The organism is Luteimicrobium sp. NPDC057192, assembly GCF_042670205.1.
Classification (GTDB): Bacteria; Actinomycetota; Actinomycetes; order Actinomycetales; family Cellulomonadaceae; genus Luteimicrobium.
Genome location: NZ_JBHUWD010000005.1, coordinates 64,129 through 82,529, shown reverse-complemented (window position 1 = coordinate 82,529; position 18,401 = coordinate 64,129). Strand labels below are relative to the sequence as shown.

The 18,401-nt window shown below is 71.5% G+C and carries 12 protein-coding genes; 7 read left to right on the top strand and 5 right to left on the bottom strand.

Features of this window, described 5'->3' with window-relative positions:
- Positions 1-68: 68 nt before the first annotated feature.
- From ACFT5B_RS04340 to ACFT5B_RS04320, 5 genes are read right to left on the bottom strand one after another with little or no spacing between them, the layout of a single operon-like run.
- Positions 69-1,643, bottom strand: coding sequence for a glycosyltransferase (locus ACFT5B_RS04340; RefSeq protein WP_386796750.1), 1,575 nt, complete (start codon positions 1,641-1,643; stop codon positions 69-71).
- On the bottom strand, positions 1,640-3,346 hold the full coding sequence (locus ACFT5B_RS04335; protein WP_386796749.1) for a CDP-glycerol glycerophosphotransferase family protein: 1,707 nt from the start codon (positions 3,344-3,346) through the stop codon (positions 1,640-1,642). Before ACFT5B_RS04335 ends, ACFT5B_RS04340 begins: the two co-directional genes overlap by 4 nt.
- A 14-nt stretch (positions 3,347-3,360) precedes the next feature.
- The gene (locus tag ACFT5B_RS04330; protein WP_386796748.1) at positions 3,361-4,068 is read right to left on the bottom strand and encodes an SDR family NAD(P)-dependent oxidoreductase; all 708 of its coding nucleotides are present in this window, start codon (positions 4,066-4,068) and stop codon (positions 3,361-3,363) included.
- A complete protein-coding gene (locus tag ACFT5B_RS04325; RefSeq protein ID WP_386796747.1) occupies positions 4,061-4,750 on the bottom strand; it encodes a 2-C-methyl-D-erythritol 4-phosphate cytidylyltransferase in 690 nt (229 codons plus the stop codon). The genes ACFT5B_RS04330 and ACFT5B_RS04325 overlap by 8 nt, the downstream gene beginning before the upstream one ends.
- A 43-nt stretch (positions 4,751-4,793) precedes the next feature.
- Positions 4,794-7,382, bottom strand: coding sequence for a glycosyltransferase (locus tag ACFT5B_RS04320; protein ID WP_386796746.1), 2,589 nt, complete (start codon positions 7,380-7,382; stop codon positions 4,794-4,796).
- Between the two features lie 199 nt (positions 7,383-7,581).
- Here ACFT5B_RS04320 and ACFT5B_RS04315 point away from each other — a divergent pair, with 199 nt between their 5' ends.
- The 7 genes from ACFT5B_RS04315 (at position 7,582) to ACFT5B_RS04285 (ending at position 18,362) form a co-directional block, all read left to right on the top strand.
- Positions 7,582-8,562 (top strand): ABC transporter permease, encoded by a 981-nt coding sequence (locus ACFT5B_RS04315; protein ID WP_386796745.1) that lies wholly within the window; start codon positions 7,582-7,584, stop codon positions 8,560-8,562.
- Entirely contained in the window at positions 8,555-9,406 is an 852-nt protein-coding gene (locus ACFT5B_RS04310; RefSeq protein ID WP_386796744.1) for an ABC transporter ATP-binding protein, read from the top strand. The genes ACFT5B_RS04315 and ACFT5B_RS04310 overlap by 8 nt, the downstream gene beginning before the upstream one ends.
- A 54-nt stretch (positions 9,407-9,460) precedes the next feature.
- Entirely contained in the window at positions 9,461-10,414 is a 954-nt protein-coding gene (locus ACFT5B_RS04305) for a cation diffusion facilitator family transporter (protein ID WP_386796743.1), read from the top strand.
- A gap of 133 nt (positions 10,415-10,547) precedes the next feature.
- On the top strand, positions 10,548-13,694 hold the full coding sequence (locus ACFT5B_RS04300; RefSeq protein ID WP_386796742.1) for a CDP-glycerol glycerophosphotransferase family protein: 3,147 nt from the start codon (positions 10,548-10,550) through the stop codon (positions 13,692-13,694).
- A gap of 12 nt (positions 13,695-13,706) precedes the next feature.
- Positions 13,707-15,764, top strand: a complete 2,058-nt coding sequence (locus tag ACFT5B_RS04295) for a capsular polysaccharide synthesis protein (RefSeq protein ID WP_386796741.1) — start codon at positions 13,707-13,709, stop codon at positions 15,762-15,764.
- 10 nt (positions 15,765-15,774) lie between these two features.
- Complete coding sequence (locus tag ACFT5B_RS04290) at positions 15,775-16,563, top strand: acyltransferase (RefSeq protein ID WP_386796740.1); 789 nt, start codon at positions 15,775-15,777, stop codon at positions 16,561-16,563.
- 149 nt (positions 16,564-16,712) lie between these two features.
- Positions 16,713-18,362, top strand: coding sequence for a stealth family protein (locus tag ACFT5B_RS04285; protein WP_386796739.1), 1,650 nt, complete (start codon positions 16,713-16,715; stop codon positions 18,360-18,362).
- Positions 18,363-18,401 lie beyond the last annotated feature (39 nt).

The following is an 18,401-nucleotide window of genomic DNA, read 5'->3' as shown; positions in this document are numbered from 1 at the left end:
CCTACAGACCGCAGGGACCGGACCAGCCGGATATCTCCGGCATCCCCGGCGATTGCCGACATGCGGCGTCAGGACGCCCGACGCTCTGCCAGTCGGTCATGGGCCTCGGTCAGGACCTTCCACCACGTCTCGAACACGACGTCGTTCGAGTACTGCGACAGGATCGAACTCCGCCCTTCCGCACCCATCCGGCGCCCGAGCTCGGGGTCCTCGAGGACCTCGACGATACGGTCCACCAGCGCCGCGCGGTCACCGAGCGGCACGACGAAGCCCGTCACCCCGTCGTCGACGAGGTCCCGTGGGCCGTAGCGGCACGCGTAGGAGACGACAGGCGTCCCGCTGCGGTAGGCCTCGAGGAAGTTCACCGGGAGCCCCTCGTAGTGCGACGTGCACAGGACCATCGCGGAGCGCGCCATCGTGCCGAGCGCGTCGCGCGAGTAGCCGCGCAGGCGCACCGAGCCCTCGAGACCCCTCTTCTTCACGAGCGCGCGGAGCTGGCCGTCGAGCCGGCCCTCCCCGTAGATGTCGAGCACGGCGTCCGGCACCCGCGCGACGACGTCGCCGAAGATCGCGACGGCCTCGGGCAGGTTCTTCTGCCCGACCAGGCGGGAGAACATCGAGACCGTCCGGGGGTCCCGCTCCTCCGCCTCGACGGGCGCGGTGGCGACCGAGTTCGGGACGACCCTGATCTTGTCGAAGTTGTCGAACTCGTCGCCGATGTCCCGGGCCTGCTCGTCCGTCAGGACGATCAGAGCGTCCATCTCGTCCGAGCGGGCGAAGATCGCCCCGTAGTCGTCGCGGACGGGCGCGCCGGGCCGCCACGGCGACTTGAAGTGGTTGTTGTGGACCATGTAGAGCGTGGCCGCGTCGCGCCTCGGCACCCGGAAGACCTTGCCGGCGCTCCCGGGACCGTCGCAGATGAAGACCGCGTCACCGTCCTCGCGCCGCGCGAGCCGGGTCAGGTAGGCCGCGAGCCAGGCCGTCTGTCCGCTGTACCGCCGCGTGACCTTGCCGTCCCGGTCCAGGGCGAAGCAGGCCGACGGCCTGCCGCCCTCGAGGTACGAGCGCCGCAGGTAGACGTGCCCGGACGGGGCGAGGAACCGTTCCTCGAGGACGTCGCCCGTGGTCGGGTCCAGGTCGGTCTCGTGGCGCAGCGCGCCCGAGGCGTCGTGCTCGGTCACCCTGACGGCGGCGCCGTCCGCGTCCCGGTGCTCGACGCGGCGGACGGAGCCGTCGTCCCGGTGCTGGACGTCGACCGTGAGCCCGCCGTCGTCCGGCAGCCGGGCAGGGGCCGGACGACCGGGCCGGCGGCGACCCGGGAGCGACGCGCGGAGTCGGGCGAGCAGCCCGCTCGGCTCGGGCGGCAGGGTGCTGTCCAGGGCGAGCGCAGCGTCGTCGAAGGCGTTGCGGACCTCGACCCGTGGGTCGAGCCAGCCCATGGCGGCGTACTCGGCGTTCCTGCCGGCGTGCTCGAGGTCGTGCTGCAGCGTGACGATCGTCGTGCGGACGCCGTGGTCGGCGAACATCCGCGCGCGGTTCATCATCGCGCTGGTCATGCCACCGCGGCCCAGGATGCCGACGACCATGAACACGTGCAGCCCCGCGCGGCCGTCCGCCCGGGCCGGCGGTGCGAGGGCGGTCATCGCGCGCCTCCCGGCGTCCCGGGAACGGGCGCGGCGGGGGCCGGGCAACGGCTCGCGACGAGCGCCTCGACCGCCCGGCCGAAGACGTCCGCGTACTCGTCGCGGGGGAAGTCGCCGAGGTAGTACGAACGCATGGCCTCCCGCTCGGACGACGACGCGTCGTGCTCGAGCGCGTCGAGCGCCGCCTCGAGCGAGCCCGGCTCCTTCAGTCGCGCGACGTACGAGGCGCGAGCAAGGGGGAACTCGTCGAGGAAGGCGTCCGAGGGCCCGTCGTCGACCTGCGTGATCACGAACGGCTTCGCGCTGTACAGGTAGTCGGCGGGGACCGAGGAGACGTCCGACACGAGCGCGTCCGACAGGTTGAAGCAGTCGACGATCGACATCGTGCTGCTGGCACGGTCGCCGAACACGTGCTCGTGGCCCGACGCGGCGGCGTCGGCCTCGAGGAGCTGGTGGATCTCCTCGATCGCTGCGAGGGAGCGTGCGTCGTCGAGCGAGTACGGGTGGGGGCGGAAGACCACGGTCCAGCCGCGCGCCAGCAGGGCGCGGACGATCGCCGGGCCCGTGGGGTCGAGCGAGCCGAAGTCGTTGTCCTGGTTGAAGCCCGTCCACGTGGGCGCGTAGAGGACGGTCCGCAGCGGTGCTCCGGGAGCCGCCGCGGCGATGTCCGCGACCTGCGGCCGGCCCACGACCACGAACTTGTCGGCCGGGATCTCGACGCCGTGAGCCGCGTACCGGTCGATGCCGGCCTGCCCCGCCACGAAGATCTTGTCGAACATCGCGGTGACCGGGTTGTAGCTTGACGGCTTGTCGCTGTCGCCGTGGAGCAGCTGGACGTGCGTGAGCTCGCGATAGCGGACGTTGTGCCCGTTCTTCGCACCGTTGTTCACGTACAGCGCGACGCGGAAGGTCTCGACCTGGAGGCCCTCCAGGTCGGCCATCGCGGGAGCCGACACGACGGGCAGCGACGTCATGCCGGCGACCACGCGGGCGAGGGCCGTCTCGCGGACGACGACGACGAGCCGGACGCTCAGGCGTTCGAGCGTCCGCAGCCAGACGCCGAGCTGGTACTCGGTGCCTTCGGGACCGCTCAGGTAGACCATGACCGGCGCGTCGTACGAGCGGAGGGCCTGCGCGATCCTCGCGGTGACCGTCGCCTTCGCGCGGATGGCGGCGCGGGTCACGAGGACGAAGGCGGCCGCGGTCCCCAGCGCGACCACCAGGGCGGCGAGCCCCAGCACGAGCTCGCCGCTCCGGCCGTCCGCCGTGAGCGTGGCGAGCACGACGGCCAGGTACCAGCCCGCCGTGATGACCTGCTGACGGGCGCCGAGGCTGTGCGGCGCCGTGTAACCGGGGAGCCGCTCGACGACCCGGGTGGCCTCGCGCCAGGCGTAGCCGACCAGGCCCTCGAGCCAGACCACGCCGAGCGCGACCACGGCGGCCGCGCCGGCGCAGACGGTCGCGGCCGTCACGCCCGTCGTGACGAGCGCCGCGAGGGCCGCGGCCGCGGCCGCGGCGCGCGAGACGGCGTCCGGGGTCCGGAGCGTCGACCGCAGGGCGATCGGGCCGAGCTGGCCCACGACCTCGAGCGCCCCCGCCACCGCGACGAGCGCGGCGACCACGAGCGGCGGCGCTCCGAGCGCCGCGAGGACGAGGGCGCCGACCCCCAGCGCGGCGAGCGCCGCGATGCGGGCGTTGGTCACCGCGATCTCTCGCACTACTGGCGCACCACCAGGTTCGCGGAGTCGACGAACCGGCCGACCGGCGAGGCGAGCATCTCGATCACGGCGGCGACGTCCTCGGGCTGCATGATCGTCGTCGGGTCCTCGTCGGGGGCGAGCACCCGGCGCAGGGCGGTCGCGGTCCTGCCGGGGGAGATGCACACGACGCGCGTGCCGTAGATGGCCAGCTCCTCCCGCATGACCTCGCTCATGTTGATCACGGCCGCCTTGGACGCCGAGTAGGTCAGCCAGCCCGAGCGCCCGTTGATGCCCGCGGTCGACGCGATGTTCACGATGAGCTGGAACTGGTTGCCCTGGTGCAGGAGCTCCTGCACGAAGGTGAACGGCGCGTAGAGGTTCACGGCCATCGTCCGCTCGAAGTCGGCGAAGTCGACCTGCTGGAGCGGCACGGGCTTCGTGTAGCCCGCGTTGTTCACGAGGATGTCGACGGTGCCGTGCTCGCGTGCGACGTCGGCGCACAGGGCGATCACGCCCTCGCGGTCGGCGAGGTCCGCGAAGTACGGGGCGAGCGTGACGCCGCGCGTGTTGAGCTCCTCGAGCTCGGCCAGCGCCTGCGTGTACTCCTCGGACTTCCGGGCGACGAGGACGACGGTCGTGAGGTCCGCGTCGTTCTGGAGGAAGCGGCGGACCGTCTCGAGCCCGATGCCCTTCGAGGCACCGGTCACCATGAGGGTCTTAGTCATCCCAGTTCTCCTCGCCGCCGGTGAGCAGGTACGTCGCGAGCTGGACGTCGGTCGGGGTCGTGACCTTGATGTTGCGGTCCTGCCCGTTGATGAAGTGGACCTCGTGGCCGGCGACGGCGACGAGCGTCGCGTCCTCGGTGAAGGTCCGGCCCTCGCCTGCGGCGTAGGCGTGCGCCGCGACGAGGTCCGCCTTGGCGAACTTCTGCGGCAGCTGCACGTTGCGCAGCGTCGAGCGCTCCAGGTAGCCCGTGACCGTGCGGGTCCCGGGGTCGACCGGCGCGACCGTGAACGGGATCTCGAGCATGAGCGAGACGTTCGCCGACGGCTCGGCGATGAGCGCCGAGAAGTCCGCGGAGGACACCAGCGGGCGTGCGGTCTCGTGGATGATCACGTCGTCGTTCGTCGCCGAGCCCAGCATCTTCGCCACCGAGTCGTGGCGCGTCGTGCCCGCCTCGACGTACGTCACGGGCGTCTTGATCGCGTACGCCGAGACGATGCGCTCGACGTCGTCGCGCCAGCCCTCGGGGTAGTTCAGGACGATCTGGTCGATCTCGGGAACGGCGTCGGCGGCCACGAGCGAGTACACGAGGATCGGGATCCCGCGGACCTTGATGAGCTGCTTCGGCTGCCCCGCGGCCACGCGGCTGCCGATCCCTCCGTTGAGCAGAAGGAGCGAGTACATGGTTCTTCCTCTCGGTCGACGAGGAGCGACGGTGGGTGCCGGGTCAGGCGTGCGCTCGCGCGGCCTCCAGCCACAGCGCGCGGCCCGCGGCGTAGTCCTTCGACCACGGCTTGGTCGCGTCGGCCCAGTGCCAGACGGCGGGCTCACGCGCGCTGTCGCGGGTCGGGACGTACGCCCAGCGCTCGTCGAGGACCGTGCGGTGCGGCCCGAAGACCCAGACCAGCGCCTCGCGGTCGTTGAGGCGGAACGCCCGCATCACGGTGAGCGCGTCCGCGGCCGTGCCGGCAGCGCGCATGCCCGCGAGGTCGGCGACGAGCACGCCCGTGTCGAAGGCGTCGAAGTCGAACACGTGGCGGCCGTGGATCTGGCGGTACAGCTCGTACGCGGTGTCGGGGGCGTCGTCGAACCGGCGTGCCGCGGCGTACATCACCGAGAAGCCGCTCGTGTCGGCGCTCGACGTGGTGCGGGCCGCGAGGAGGGTGTCCTCCAGGTCGACGTCCACGAGCTCGGCGAGGTCGCCGACCACGAGCGCGTCCACGGGCAGCACGACCGCACGGTCGACCGGGACGAGCTGCGCGATCAGCGCGCGGTCGAGCGCCCGCTCGTTGGTGACGCCGGCCTCGGCCGCGTCGAGCGAACGCGTGTCGACGACGTGGACCTCGACACCCGGGACCTGCAGCGCGTCCGGGTCGAGGCGGCCGACGAGCCACGCCCGGACCGGGCGCGTGGTGGCGGCGGCCGCGCTCGCGAGCACGGTCCGCGCGTGGTCGAGCTCGCCCGGCGTCGGCGTCATCACGACGTCGACCGGCCCGTCCGCGGGCTTCGCGGGGGCGAGGCCGAGGGCCCGAGCGGCGAGCGCCTCGGCGCCCGCGTCGGTGGGCGCGGGGCGGGCGTGCCGCTCCCGGGCGATCCGGACGTCGGGCTCGGTGATCTCGCGCCACAGCGCGTAGACGTCCTCGCTCGACTTGCCGGCGAAGATCGCCTCGAGGACGGGCTGGAGGCGGTCGCGCATCGGAGTGCGGATCGCCTCGAACTCGGCGGCGTCGAGACGGAACAGGCCGTTGAACCGCGCGTCCGCGTTGTTGCCCGGTTCGAACCTGACCTTCATCCCGAGGGACGTCGTCGGGAGGTAGCAGTGGAGACGGAGGGTCACCACGTCCGTGTAGTTCTGGCGGTACCGCTCGAGGAGGTCGACCGCGTCCTGCATGTTCTCGGCGAAGGTGCGCTTCTTGACCTCGCCGTAGGACTGGCGCACGTTCTCGTGCCCGGCGGGGACCGTGCTGCGCTGGACGTCCACGTAGACGGTCGCCGGAGCGGGCTTGCTCGGCAGGTCCGGGAACACGGTGTTGACCGTCGTCGTGAGGCAGCCCGAGAAGAACGCGGGGACGTCGAGCGACAGCAGGAGGTCGACGGTCGTCCAGTCGCGGCAGCCGATAGGGCCGTGCGCGCGGAGGTACTCGATGGCCTCGGGCGTCATCATGTTGCGCTTGCGGCAGTGGAACGACACGAAGATGGGCCGCAGGTTCGGGTGCATCGGGAAGTCGTACTCCTCGAGCCCGAACAGGCCGTGCATGTGCCAGCCGAACTCGAGGAGCCACGTGTCCTCGGGGAACTCCTGGTACGTCGACGCGTCGCGCGCGACCGTGTGGAGGTCGACGTCGGCGGCGACCGAGTCGAGGGCGAGCTCGGGCCGCACGCGCTGCTGCATCCGCTCGACGAAGTCGACGACGTCGGGCTGCCCGTGGAACCGCAGGTTCTGGTGCCGGACGACGTGCCCGAGCGACGCGAGGGTCTGGATCTGGTCGCCGATGTTCTGCGACGCGGTCTGACGGCCCGGCTGCACGTAGTCGATCAGTCCGAACGAGACGCGCCCCTCCGGCGCGGGGCCGGTGCTGCGGCGACGCTCGGCGCCGATCCACTTCTCGAGCCACGCGATCTCCGTCGCGGCGGTCTTCCAGACGCCGGGGTTCGCGCGGTCGGCCTCGACCATGCGGTCGAACAGGCGCTGTGCGAGCGCGCCGTCGCGGTGCCCGAAGGCGAGCTTCACCAGCTCGAACCAGGTGCGGGCGCCCCACGCGGAGGGCTCGCCCGCGACGGCGCTCGCCTCGGCGAGGCCGCGGTCGGCGTCGACGACGAACAGGCTGCGGAAGTAGTCGCCCGCGGCGTGCTCGCGCACGAGCGCGGCGTCCACGCCGTCGAACGAGCCCAGCGCGAGCTCGTGGTGCGCCTGGCGGGAGGCGACGACCCCGGTCAGCAGGAGGCCGACCTCGCGGGTCTCGGGCCGGTCGGTGAACGACGCGGCGAGCGCGCGGGCCTCGGTGAGCTTCTTCGCGGCGATCATCTCGCGCACGGTGCGGACGGAGACGCCGGCGAGCGAGCCGCCGTGCTGGACGCTCGTCAGGAACTGCGAGCCCGCGCGCTGCTCGGCGGCGCGGCGGACGCGCGTCGCAGGGTCGGGCTTGGGGAGACGGCCGGGCGTCTTCCCGACGGCGCGGTTCTCCGCCGCCGCGAGCAGTCGCTCGTACGCTTCACGCCATGCGGTCGTCCGTGCCTCGACGGCCCGGACCTGGTCCTTGGTCGCGATGGGCAGACGTTGCGCGGCGATCCGCCGCAGCTTCCTGAAGCGAGGCAAAGTATGTCTCCTGTGAGGTGCGTGAACCGGGCACGGCGCGAACGGACGGCGCTGCCGCTCGTCGTAGCGCCCGAGTCTACGATGCGTCCCGATGCGTGCCGAACACGGTGCCGCGGGACGGCTACGATGAGCGGGACCACGGCGGCTCGCACGCGGCCCCAGGCCCTGCGCCCCAACCCAGGAGAGAGTGCACCCCCACGTGACCGCTTCTTCCCACCCGGTCGCGCCCGCCCCCACGACGAGAGACGCGAAGAGCGCCGTCGCGGCGGCGAGCCCGCCCCCGCCGATCCAGTCCACCGTGACCTCGGAGGAGCTGCGCGCCCTCGCGCTCGCGAGCGGGCTCGAGCGCATGGGCGTGCGACCGCAGCTGCGCCAGTACCTCTCTGAGCTGTGGGGGCGTCGCGCCTTCACGTGGGAGCTCTCGCGCTCCAAGGCCTACGCGCGCAACCGCAACAACTACCTGGGCCAGGCGTGGTCGGTGCTGACCCCGCTGCTCAACGCCGCGGTCTACGTCATCATCTTCGGCATCGTGCTCGAGACCGGGCGCGGCCTCGACAACGCCATCGCGTTCATGGTCGTCGGGACGTTCATCTTCCGGTTCTTCGAGCACTCGGTGACGGGCGGCGCGAAGGCGATCCGCGGCAACACCTCGCTCGTGCGGGCGATGCGCTTCCCGAGAGCCGTGCTGCCGGTCTCGGTGGTGCTCTCCGAGCTCGTGACGCTCGGTCCGGCGCTCGTCGTCATGGTCGCGGTGTCGTACGCCTCGGGCTACTTCCCGAACTACGGTGCCGTGCCGATCTCCTGGCGCTGGCTCCTGCTGCCGTTCGCGATCCTGCTGCTCGCCGTCTTCAACGCGGGCTGCGCGTTCGTCATGGCACGGTGGGTCGCCGTCGCGCCCGACGTGCAGAACCTCATCGGCTTCGCCATGCGGTTCGTGATGTACGGCTCGGGCGTGATCTTCAGCATCCAGCACTTCGTGCACAACGACGCGATCGGCCGCATCCTGCAGCACCTGCCGGTCGCGGAGTTCCTCGACCTGTGCCGGGCGTGCATCCTGAACGAACCCACGATCCCCATGACGTGGCAGATCTGGGTCTGGGCCGCCGGCTGGGCCGTGGTGACGTGCGTCGCGGGCTTCGTCTACTTCTGGCGTGGAGAGGAGCGGTACGGCCGTGACTGAGGCGGAGCTCGACTTCGAGGTCGACCCCGAGGACCTCGAGGGTCTCGCCCCGCCGGACAAGGTGCTGGGCGGTCCCTCGCTGGTGGTCGACCACCTGGACATCACCTACCGGGTCTTCGGCGGCAGGAAGCTCGGGACCTCCGAGAACGCCGGCACGCGCTCGCTGCGGCGCGTCGTGGGCCGGGGGTCCGGGCACGTGGGCGCGGTCCAGCAGATCCGCGCCGTCAAGGACATCTCCTTCGTCGCGCGGCACGGCGAGTCCATCGGGATCGTCGGTGTCAACGGGTCGGGCAAGAGCACGCTGCTGCGTGCCGTGGCGGGTCTCATCCCGCCGACGTCCGGTGCGGTGTACGCCGCCGGCGAGCCGTCGCTCCTCGGCGTGAACGCCGTGCTCATGGGCGACCTCACGGGCGAGCGCAACGTCATCATCGGCGGGCTCGCCCTCGGGCTGTCGCGCGCGGAGATCCAGGAGCGCTTCAAGGACATCGTCGACTTCTCGGGGATCGGCGACTTCGTCTACCTGCCGATGAAGGCGTACTCCTCGGGGATGGGGGCGCGCCTGCGGTTCGCGATCTCGACGGCGTCCACCCCGGACATCCTCATGATCGACGAGGCGCTCGCGACCGGTGACGCGTCGTTCCGCGAGAAGAGCAAGGCGCGGATCGACGCGATCCGCGAGCAGGCGGGCACGGTGTTCCTCGTGAGCCACTCGCTCGCGACCGTCCAGGCCATCTGCTCGCGCGTCCTGTGGATCCACGAGGGGAACCTCGTCATGGACGGGCCCACGGACGAGGTCACGGAGGCCTACCGGCAGTACGTCCGGGGCCGCGCCAAGAAGCGCTGACGCCCGTCGGACGGCGTCCGGGGAGACCCGTCGCGAACCACTAGGCTCGCGACCATGACCACGGCCTCCCCGGACGAGCACGTCGCCCCTGCCGAGCATTCCGCCCACGGGGGCGGCACGCGCGCCATCCTCGCCGCGCTCGCCGCGAACGTCGGCATCGCGATCACCAAGTTCGTCGCGTACCTCCTCACGCAGTCGTCGTCGATGCTGGCCGAGTCCGTGCACTCGCTCGCCGACTCCGGGAACCAGCTGCTGCTGCTGCTCGGCGGGAAGCGCGCGCGCAAGGAGGCCGACGAGACCCACCCGTTCGGCTACGGCCGCGAGCGGTACCTGTACGCGTTCATCGTCTCGATCGTCCTGTTCACGCTCGGTGGCCTGTTCGCCCTGTACGAGGCGTGGCACAAGTTCGAGGACCCCCACCCGATCGACTCGTGGCAGTGGGTCCCGGTGGCGGTCCTCCTGGCCGCGATCGCCATGGAGGGGACGTCGTTCCGGACCGCGATGCGCGAGTCGAAGCACGCGCGCGGCACGAAGTCGGTGTTCCGGTACATCCGGGAGGCCAAGGCCCCCGAGCTGCCCGTCGTGCTGCTCGAGGACTTCGGGGCGCTGGTCGGTCTGGTGTTCGCGCTGTTCGGCGTCGGCATGACGCTCGTGACCGACGACGGCCGCTGGGACGCGGTCGGGTCGGGCGCCATCGGCGTCCTGCTCGTCGTGATCGCGGTCGTGCTCGCGCTGGAGACGCGCTCGATGCTCCTGGGCGAGGCGGCCTCGCCGTCGGACGTCGCCGCGATCAGGGCGGCGCTGGTCGGCGACGGCGTCCCGTCGGTGATCCACCTGCGCACCCTGCACCTCGGGCCCGAGGAGCTGCTGGTGGCCGCGAAGGTCGAGGTGTCGTCCGCCGAGACGGCAGCGGAGATCGCCCAGGCCATCGACGACGCGGAGGCCCGTGTGCGGGCCGCCGTGCCCATCGCGCGGACGATCTACCTGGAGCCCGACCTGCGGCGCTGATCCCCGCTCCAGCGAGGCCGGCCTTCCGTCCCGACGCCAGGGCGGGCCTATACGATGGCGGGCACGTGTCGCGGCCGTCCGGCGGCGACGACAACCCGGGCCGGGGGGCCCGACAGCAGGCCACGGAGGGCATGTGTCGCAGCGGGACAAGCGCGTCTGGATGTTCAACAGCGGAGACACCTTCACGGGGAACCCCAAGTGGTTGTTCGTGTACGTGAGCAAGTTCCGTCCCGACATCACGGCGTACTGGCTCTGCGAGACCGAGGAGACCGCGCGCCACGTCCGCGGGCTCGGTTACAAGGCGCTCACCTTCAAGAGCCCGCAGGCTCCCGCGTTGCAGGCCCGCACCGGGGTGTACGTGGTGAACCAGGTCAAGGAGGTCGTCCCGGACGAGCTCCGGGGCGCCGTCTTCCTCAACCTGTGGCACGGCGTCGGCGTCAAGGGCGTCGAGCGGGCCATGAACAAGGGATACCTCGAGGAGCGGATCGCCAAGAAGTACATCCGCCACAACGCGCTCTACCGGAACAACCAGCTGTTCCTCGTGACCTCGCCCATGATGGAGGAGAACTTCCGCCGCCAGCTCGGGCTGGACGAGGAGAGCGTCGTCCGGGGCGGCTACCCCCAGAACCTCTACCCGCAGCACTTCGGGGACTACGCGACGTACGACCACGACGTCCTGGCTCGGCGCGGCCTGCCCGCGGGGACGAAGGTCGCGCTGTACGCGCCGACGCCGCGACGCACGTCGACGCCGGACTTCCTGCGCCGCGCGTTCCCCGACATGGAGCGCCTCGTGGAGACGCTGGAGCGCACCGACACGCTCCTCATCCTCAAGATGCACCCGCACATGTCGAAGGACCGCTACTTCCGCCAGCTCAAGGAGTCGTTCGGCGACCGGCGGCACCTGATGTTCTGGGACAACAGCGAGGACGTCTACGAGATCTTCCCGAAGATCGACGTGGCGGTCATGGACTACTCGTCGATCCTCTACGACATGATGGACGCCGGCGTCCGCAGCTTCGTGCGGTACATCTTCGACTACGACGACGGCAACGACGTCGTCGCACCGGGCTTCGACTACCTCGGTCTGTCGTGCGGCACGATCGCGTCGACCTTCGAGGAGCTGCTCGAGGTCCTGGGCCAGGACAACCGCGTCGACGACGCCAAGCTCGCCGAGCTCGAGGAGGCCTTCTGGGCGTACTCGACCAAGGAGAGCATGGAGCAGATGGTCGACCGGGCGCTCGAGTACGAGATCCGCGACCTCCCGCTCAAGACCCTGCACACGTTCGACGTCTTCGACACGGTGATCCACCGCCGCGGCGTGACCCCCGCGTCGGTGTTCCTCTACGTGAAGAGCCGGATGGAGGAGAGCGACCTCGGGTTCCCCCGGTACCTCGTCGACCGCTTCCCCGAGGTGCGTCAGCAGGCGGAGTCCGCCGAGCGCGACCGGAGGCGACGCAACCCGCAGCTCGTCCGGGACGCGGTGCTCGAGATCACCTTCGAGGAGATCTACGAGCGGGTCGCCGACGTCTTCGACCTCACGCCGGAGCAGACCGCGGCGCTCGCCGAGTGGGAGATCGAGGGCGAGCTCGCGAGCAGCGTCCCCGACACGGCGATGGTCGCCCGCATCCGGGAGATCCTCGAGGGCGGCGACCCGGTCGTGCTCATCAGTGACATGTACCTCCCGCGCGAGGTCGTCACGAACCTCCTCAAGGCCGCCGACCCCTTCCTTGCCGAGCTGCCCCTGTACCTGTCCTCGGACAACCGGGAGCAGAAGGCGACCAAGTCGCTCTACCTCAAGCTCTACCGCGAGATCGGGTACGACTTCGCGGAGTGGGTCCACCACGGCGACGCGCCGTGGGGCGACGTGAAGCAGGCTCGCGCGCTGGGGATCACGGTCGACGTCGTCCCGCGGACCAAGCTGGGCCGGTTCGAGAGCGACGTGGTCGAGGACATCCCGACGTTCGACGGTCACCTGTACGCCGGGATGCTCCGGTCGTTCCGCATGGAGGGCCCGCACCGCAGCGCCGAGAACTACGCGTTCAACCACGTCGGCAGCTACCTGGTGCCCTACGTGGACTGGGTCGTGCGCGACGCCGTCCGACGCGGGTACCGCACGCTCTACTTCGTCTCGCGCGACGGGTACCACCTGAAGCGGGCCGCGGACGCGCTGATCGAGGAGCGCGGCCTCGACCTGAAGACCCGCTACATCTACGGCTCGCGCACCGCGTGGCGGATCGCGTCGCAGGTCGACGCGCTCGACGAGGACCTGTTCGAGCCCCACGGCGACTTCCTCAACGCCCGGACGGTCGATGCGCTGCTCACCAACGCCCGGCTCGGTCGCGCGGAGTTCGCCGCGATGTTCCCCGAGTTCGCGACCCTCACGGACGCCGAGCTCGACGACGCCCAGACGCGCACGGCCGTCGTCGCCGCGTTCGAGGGGTCCGACGCGTTCCGCGAGCACCTGCTGCGCGCGGCGGCCGAGGAGCGCGCGCTGGTCGCGCGGTACTTCCGGCAGGAGATGGACCTCGACGAGCCGTTCGCCGTCGTCGAGTACTGGGGCCGCGGCTACACGCAGACCTGCATGACGCGCATCCTGGCCGAGGCCGCGGGACGCCCGATCGACAACCCGGTGTACTACGCGCGTGCGGTCCTGCCGACGGAGGGGCACTCGATCCGCCACCGGTTCACCACGGCGACGCACTCGATGCTCTTCGTCGAGGCGATCTTCGCGAACCTGCCGCACGGGACGGTCCTCGGCTACGAGGACCGCGGCGACCGGGTCGAGCCGATCGTCCGCCCGCGCGCCAACAACGCCGAGCTGCACGACGCGCTCGAGCGCGAGCTCGTCGAGTACGCGCACCGGTTCGGGGCGCTGGACTTCCTCGACGTGGACCGGATCGCACGCGACGTGTTCCGGTTCGGCTTCGAGTACTTCCGCCGGGAGAACGACGCGCCCACCTTCGTCCGTAACCTCGCGCCGCTCCACGACGCCGTCGCGCTCGGCACCAAGGAGCAGGAATACGCCCCGGGCATGACGCGACGCGAGCTCAAGGAGCACCTCAACGGCAACAGCTTCCAGCGCAAGACCCGGTCGATGCCGCTCACGCTGGCACGCTCGTCGGAGTGGGTGCGCCTGAACTACGAGCTCGCGACCGAGAAGAGGAACGCCCGTACCCCCGCGCCGCGGCGGCTCCTGCTGCGCAGCGAGGTCCTCGTCCGGACGGGCGTGCGCAGAGCACGCAGGGTCGCCGGGGCGGCACGCCGCCGGGTCGCGGGCTGAACGGACGAGACGATGAGCAAGCTCAAGTTCCGCAGATCGACCGACGACCGTGCGGCGAACGGCGCTCGGCCCGGGGAGACACGCGCCCCGGCGGCCCCCGTGCGTCGCTTCGCGGCGGCGGACGTCGTCAACCTCGTCCCCAACGGCGCGTTCGGCCTCGCGGGCGACGGCGACCGTCCGCCGGTCTTTCCCGCGGCGGGGGGCTACTACCTGCACCGCAACATCGACGCGACGCTCTCGCGGGAGTGGGCCGCGTCGGGCTCGCGATCGCTGCGCGTGGTCGGCGTGAACGAGAAGTACGACACGCACTTCGCGCCGGGCGGGCGCGACGCCGACGGCGCGTTCCGGCTCGGGCTGGAGCCCGGGCGCACGTACACCGTCGGGGCGACCCTCCGGCTCCCGCACCCGCTCACGGGACGGCTCGCCGCCACCCACCTGCGCATCTCGCCGGGGTGGATCACGGGCGGCACCCGGCGGTGGAACCCGTCGCCGTCGCTCCCGGCCACCAACGCCGTGGGGACGCACACGCTCCGTCACACCTTCACCGTGCCGTCGGACGCCACCGCGGCCTGGATCCGGTTCGTCGCCGGCATGGCCGAAGGCGGGGGAGAGGTCTACTGGGACGAGCTCGTGCTCACCGCGACCGACAGACCGGTCGACTTCTTCGACGGGCGGACCCCGGACACCGACCTGCACACGTACGCGTGGACGGGCGCCCCGGACGTGTCGACGTCGGTGCGTCGCCTGCGCGAGCCCGAGGACCTCGCCCGTCTGCTCGCCGCCGCGCCGTCGCCCGCCCGACGGCTCGTCGAGGTGGCGGAGACGCTCCGGTCCGAGCACGCCGTCGAGGAGCTCGCGCTGCTCGAGGACTGGTTCGCCGACACGTACCCCGAGGACCCGGGGGTCGCGCTGGTCCAGGGCACGTTCGCCCGCTGGCGGGGCGACGACGGGCGGGCGGTCGCACGGCTCGAGGTGGCGGCGAGCGCCCCGACGGGCGGCCTCGCGGAGCTGACGCTGGGACGCATCGCGGAGGAGCGGCGCGACCTCGCCCTCGCGGAGCAGCGCTACCGGGAGGCGTACGGCGCCGGTGCTCGTCCCGCCGGCTACGCCCTGTCCTCGGTGCTCGCGCGGCGCAAACAGCTCGACGCCGCGAAGACCGTGGCGCTCGAGGCGGCGGTCGGTGACGACACGCTCCCGTTCGACATGACGACGGCCATGCGGATCGACCCCAAGGGCATCGAGCCCCGCATCGAGCTGGGCAGGTTCGTGCGCGACCACCTGGACGAGATCCGGGCGCGCGCGCTCGAGCCGGCGCCGTTCGCCTCGCAGCTCCAGGGCCGGCGACCCGTCTTCACCTACTGGCACCAGGGCTTCGCGACGGCGCCGCACCTCGTCCGGCGCTGCCACGACACCGTGCGCGAGGTCTTCGGCGACCGGGTGCACGCGCTCGACGGCGAGTCGCTGCCGTACTACGTCGACATCCCGGCGGTCGTCCGCGAGCGCGTCGGGACGAACTACACGCACCTGTCGGACCTGATCCGCGTCGACCTCCTGGCCCGTTTCGGCGGCCTGTGGCTGGACGCGACGTGCCTCGTGACGCCGGAGTTCCCGGCCCTGAGCGAGCTCGTCGACCAGGACTTCTTCTGCTTCAACTACTCGGGGCCGCGAGTCGGATCGTGGCTGATGTCGTCCGTGGCCGGGGGGTACGCGGTCACGCTCCTGCGCGAGGCGATGTTCCTGTGGTGGGAGCGCAAGGACCACCTCGCGGACTACTTCCAGCTCCACTACGTGCTCGAGATGCTCTACCTCCTGGATCCGCGGTTCCGCTCGGACTGGGACGCGTCGCGGCACCAGCACCCGCGCAAGGCGCTCGCGCTCCTGGCGGCGCTGGAGAGCGAGAACGACGGTGACCGGCTGGGTGAGCTGGTGGCGTCGTACCCGGTCCACAAGATCACGTACAAGTTCGGTCGCGGTGCCGTCACGCCGTCGACGGTGCTGGCCGCGGTGGTCCGCGGCGAGCACCTCGTGGCGGCACCCGAGGTGTCGGGGAGCCGTCCGGGGGGCCGTTAGGCTACCCGTCATGCCGACGACGCTCGAGTCCCTCGCCCCCTGGTCCGACGACCGCGGGAACCGCGTGGAGTTCGAGGGGACGCTTCCCGCGGACGCCCGGATCAAGGTGGTCTTCCGCGGCTCGGGCAACGTGCTGCGCGTCGACGCGAAGGCGCGGCTGGCGCACCTGTCCGTGACGTTCGACTGCGACGGCGGCACGTGCGAGATCGGCTCGAGCGCGGGCGTGCCGCCTTTCCGCGCCATCGTGCGCGTGGGGCAGGACTCGACGGTCGTCGTCGGGCAGAACGTCTCCTCGACCGGCAACGTCGTGATCTCCGCGGTCGAGGGCACGACGGTCACGATCGGGGACGACGTGATGTTCGCGACGGGCAACCAGGTCCGTGCCGACGACGGGCACCCGATCTTCGACGTGACGTCGGGCAAGCGGGTCAACCGGTCGCGCTCGATCACGGTGGGCAGCCACGTGTGGCTGGCGTTCGACGCTGCGCTGCTGGCCGGTGCCCAGGTGGGCGACGGCGCGGTGGTCGGGTTCCGCTCGGTCGTCAAGGGACGGATCCCGAACAACTGCATCGCCGTCGGCGCGCCCGCGCGCGTCGTGCGCCGGGACATCGCCTGGGAGCGACCGCACCTGTCGGTCGCGCGTCCCTACTACAAGCCCGACGCGAGCACGGTGAAGAAGTCCGAGGCGTACTGGAACCTCACCGAGGATCCGGCGGAGCAGGCCGACGGCGGCACCCCGGCGGTGCGGTCCGTCCGGCCGGGGGTCCGGAGCCGCGTGCGACGGGTGCTCGGACGGTAGGTCCGGCGAGGCCGTCCACAGGCCGAACGAGGTCCCCGAGGCCGGCGCGGAGGGAGGATACACTGTGTCGCGCCTCCATGCTTGGGTTGAGCCTGTGCGTTCGACGGACGGTGGCAGGGGGACGTGTAGTCGACTGATTGAGGGACCGGATGGGCGTGCGCACCGCTGCGGCGGCTCACCTCTCGATCGGTTCGCGCCTGCGCATCTCGCGCTTCCTGCGCGGCCAGCTCGGCTGGCAGCGAGGTCTCTCCGCGGCGGCGCTCACGTTCCGCGTCCCGCGCGTCCCCGAGGGCTACCGGGTCACCGGTACCTTCCGTGAGCCGCTGCTCGGCCGCGTGGTCGACCGGTTCGACACGTGGGCGGCGCGGAGGGAGACCGCCGAGGCCGTCGTCGGGAGGCTGCGAGACGCCGGCGTGCCCTTCGCGGTCCTGGGCGAGTCGCCTGCCCGTGTGGTCGTCCCACGCGAGCACGCGGCGGCGCTCGCCGACGCGCTCGCGCCCCTCGCCGACCGCGAGTGGACGCTCGTCCGGCCGTCCGGCGCGCGGGTCCCGCTCGCCGGGTGGCTGCGGCGCGGACCCCACGACGCCGCCGTCGCGGTCTACCGGCTCCTCGTCGCGGCCGACGGCACGGTCCTCGGGACCTCGACGGAGGCCGTCGAGCTCGAGCTGTGGTCGCGCGTCGAGGACGACACGACCCCGTGCCCCGACGGCGGCACGTACGAGCGGGGCACCCTCGTGGCGCCGCGGTACAACGGCATCGCGGCGTACCTGACGCCCGCGTCGTGGGCGGCGGCCGAGCGGCGCGTGGACCGCAGGCTCGTCACCCACCTCGGTCTCACGGAGGTCGCGGAGCCTGTCGACGTCGTCTACACCTGGGTCGACGGGACGGACCCGGCGTGGCAGGCCGCGCGGGCGCGGGCCGAGGCAGAGCTGTCCGACGGCGCCGTCAACCCGAACGCCGTGAGCAGCTCGCGGTTCCTCGGGCACGACGAGCTGCGCTACTCGATGCGTTCGATCGAGATGTTCGCGAGCTGGGTGCGGCGGATCCACGTGGTGACCGCCGGGCAGGTGCCGGAGTGGCTCGACGTCTCCCACCCGCGCGTCTCGGTCGTCGACCACCGCGACATCTTCAGCGACACGACGTCGCTGCCCGTCTTCAACTCGCACGCGATCGAGTCGCAGCTCCACCACATCCCAGGTCTGGCCGACCGCTACCTGTACCTCAACGACGACGTCTTCTTCGGCCGGCCTGTCGCACCCGAGCTGTTCTTCGAGGGCAACGGGCTGTCGCGGTTCTTCGTGTCGCGGTCCGTCCTCGAGCTCGGGCTCCCCTCGGTGCGCGACCTGCCCGTGATGTCGGCGGCCAAGCACAACCGTGAGCTCATCGAGAACCTCGTCGGCCGCACCATCACGCGCAAGGTGAAGCACACGCCGCACCCGCAGCAGCGCGGGGTGCTCGAGGAGCTCGAGGACCGCTACCCGGAGGTCTTCAAGCAGCTCGTCGCGTCGCGCTTCCGCGACCCCGAGGACCACTCGGTGGCGTCGGCGCTGCACCACTGGTACGCGTACGTCACCGGGCGGGCCGTCGAGGGGGACATCGCCTACGACTACCTGGACATGGCGAGCGACGAGGCCGTGCTCACGCTCAACCGCATCTCTCGGGGACGTGACTTCGACGTCTTCTGCCTCAACGACACCAATCTCGTCGACGCCGAGCGCGAGAGCCGTTCGCAGATGATCCAGGAGATGCTCCGGACGTACTTCCCGCTCAGGTCGGCTTTCGAGCTCGACGGCCGCTGAACCGGCCGGGGCACGCGTTGACTGCGTGCCCGAGCACAC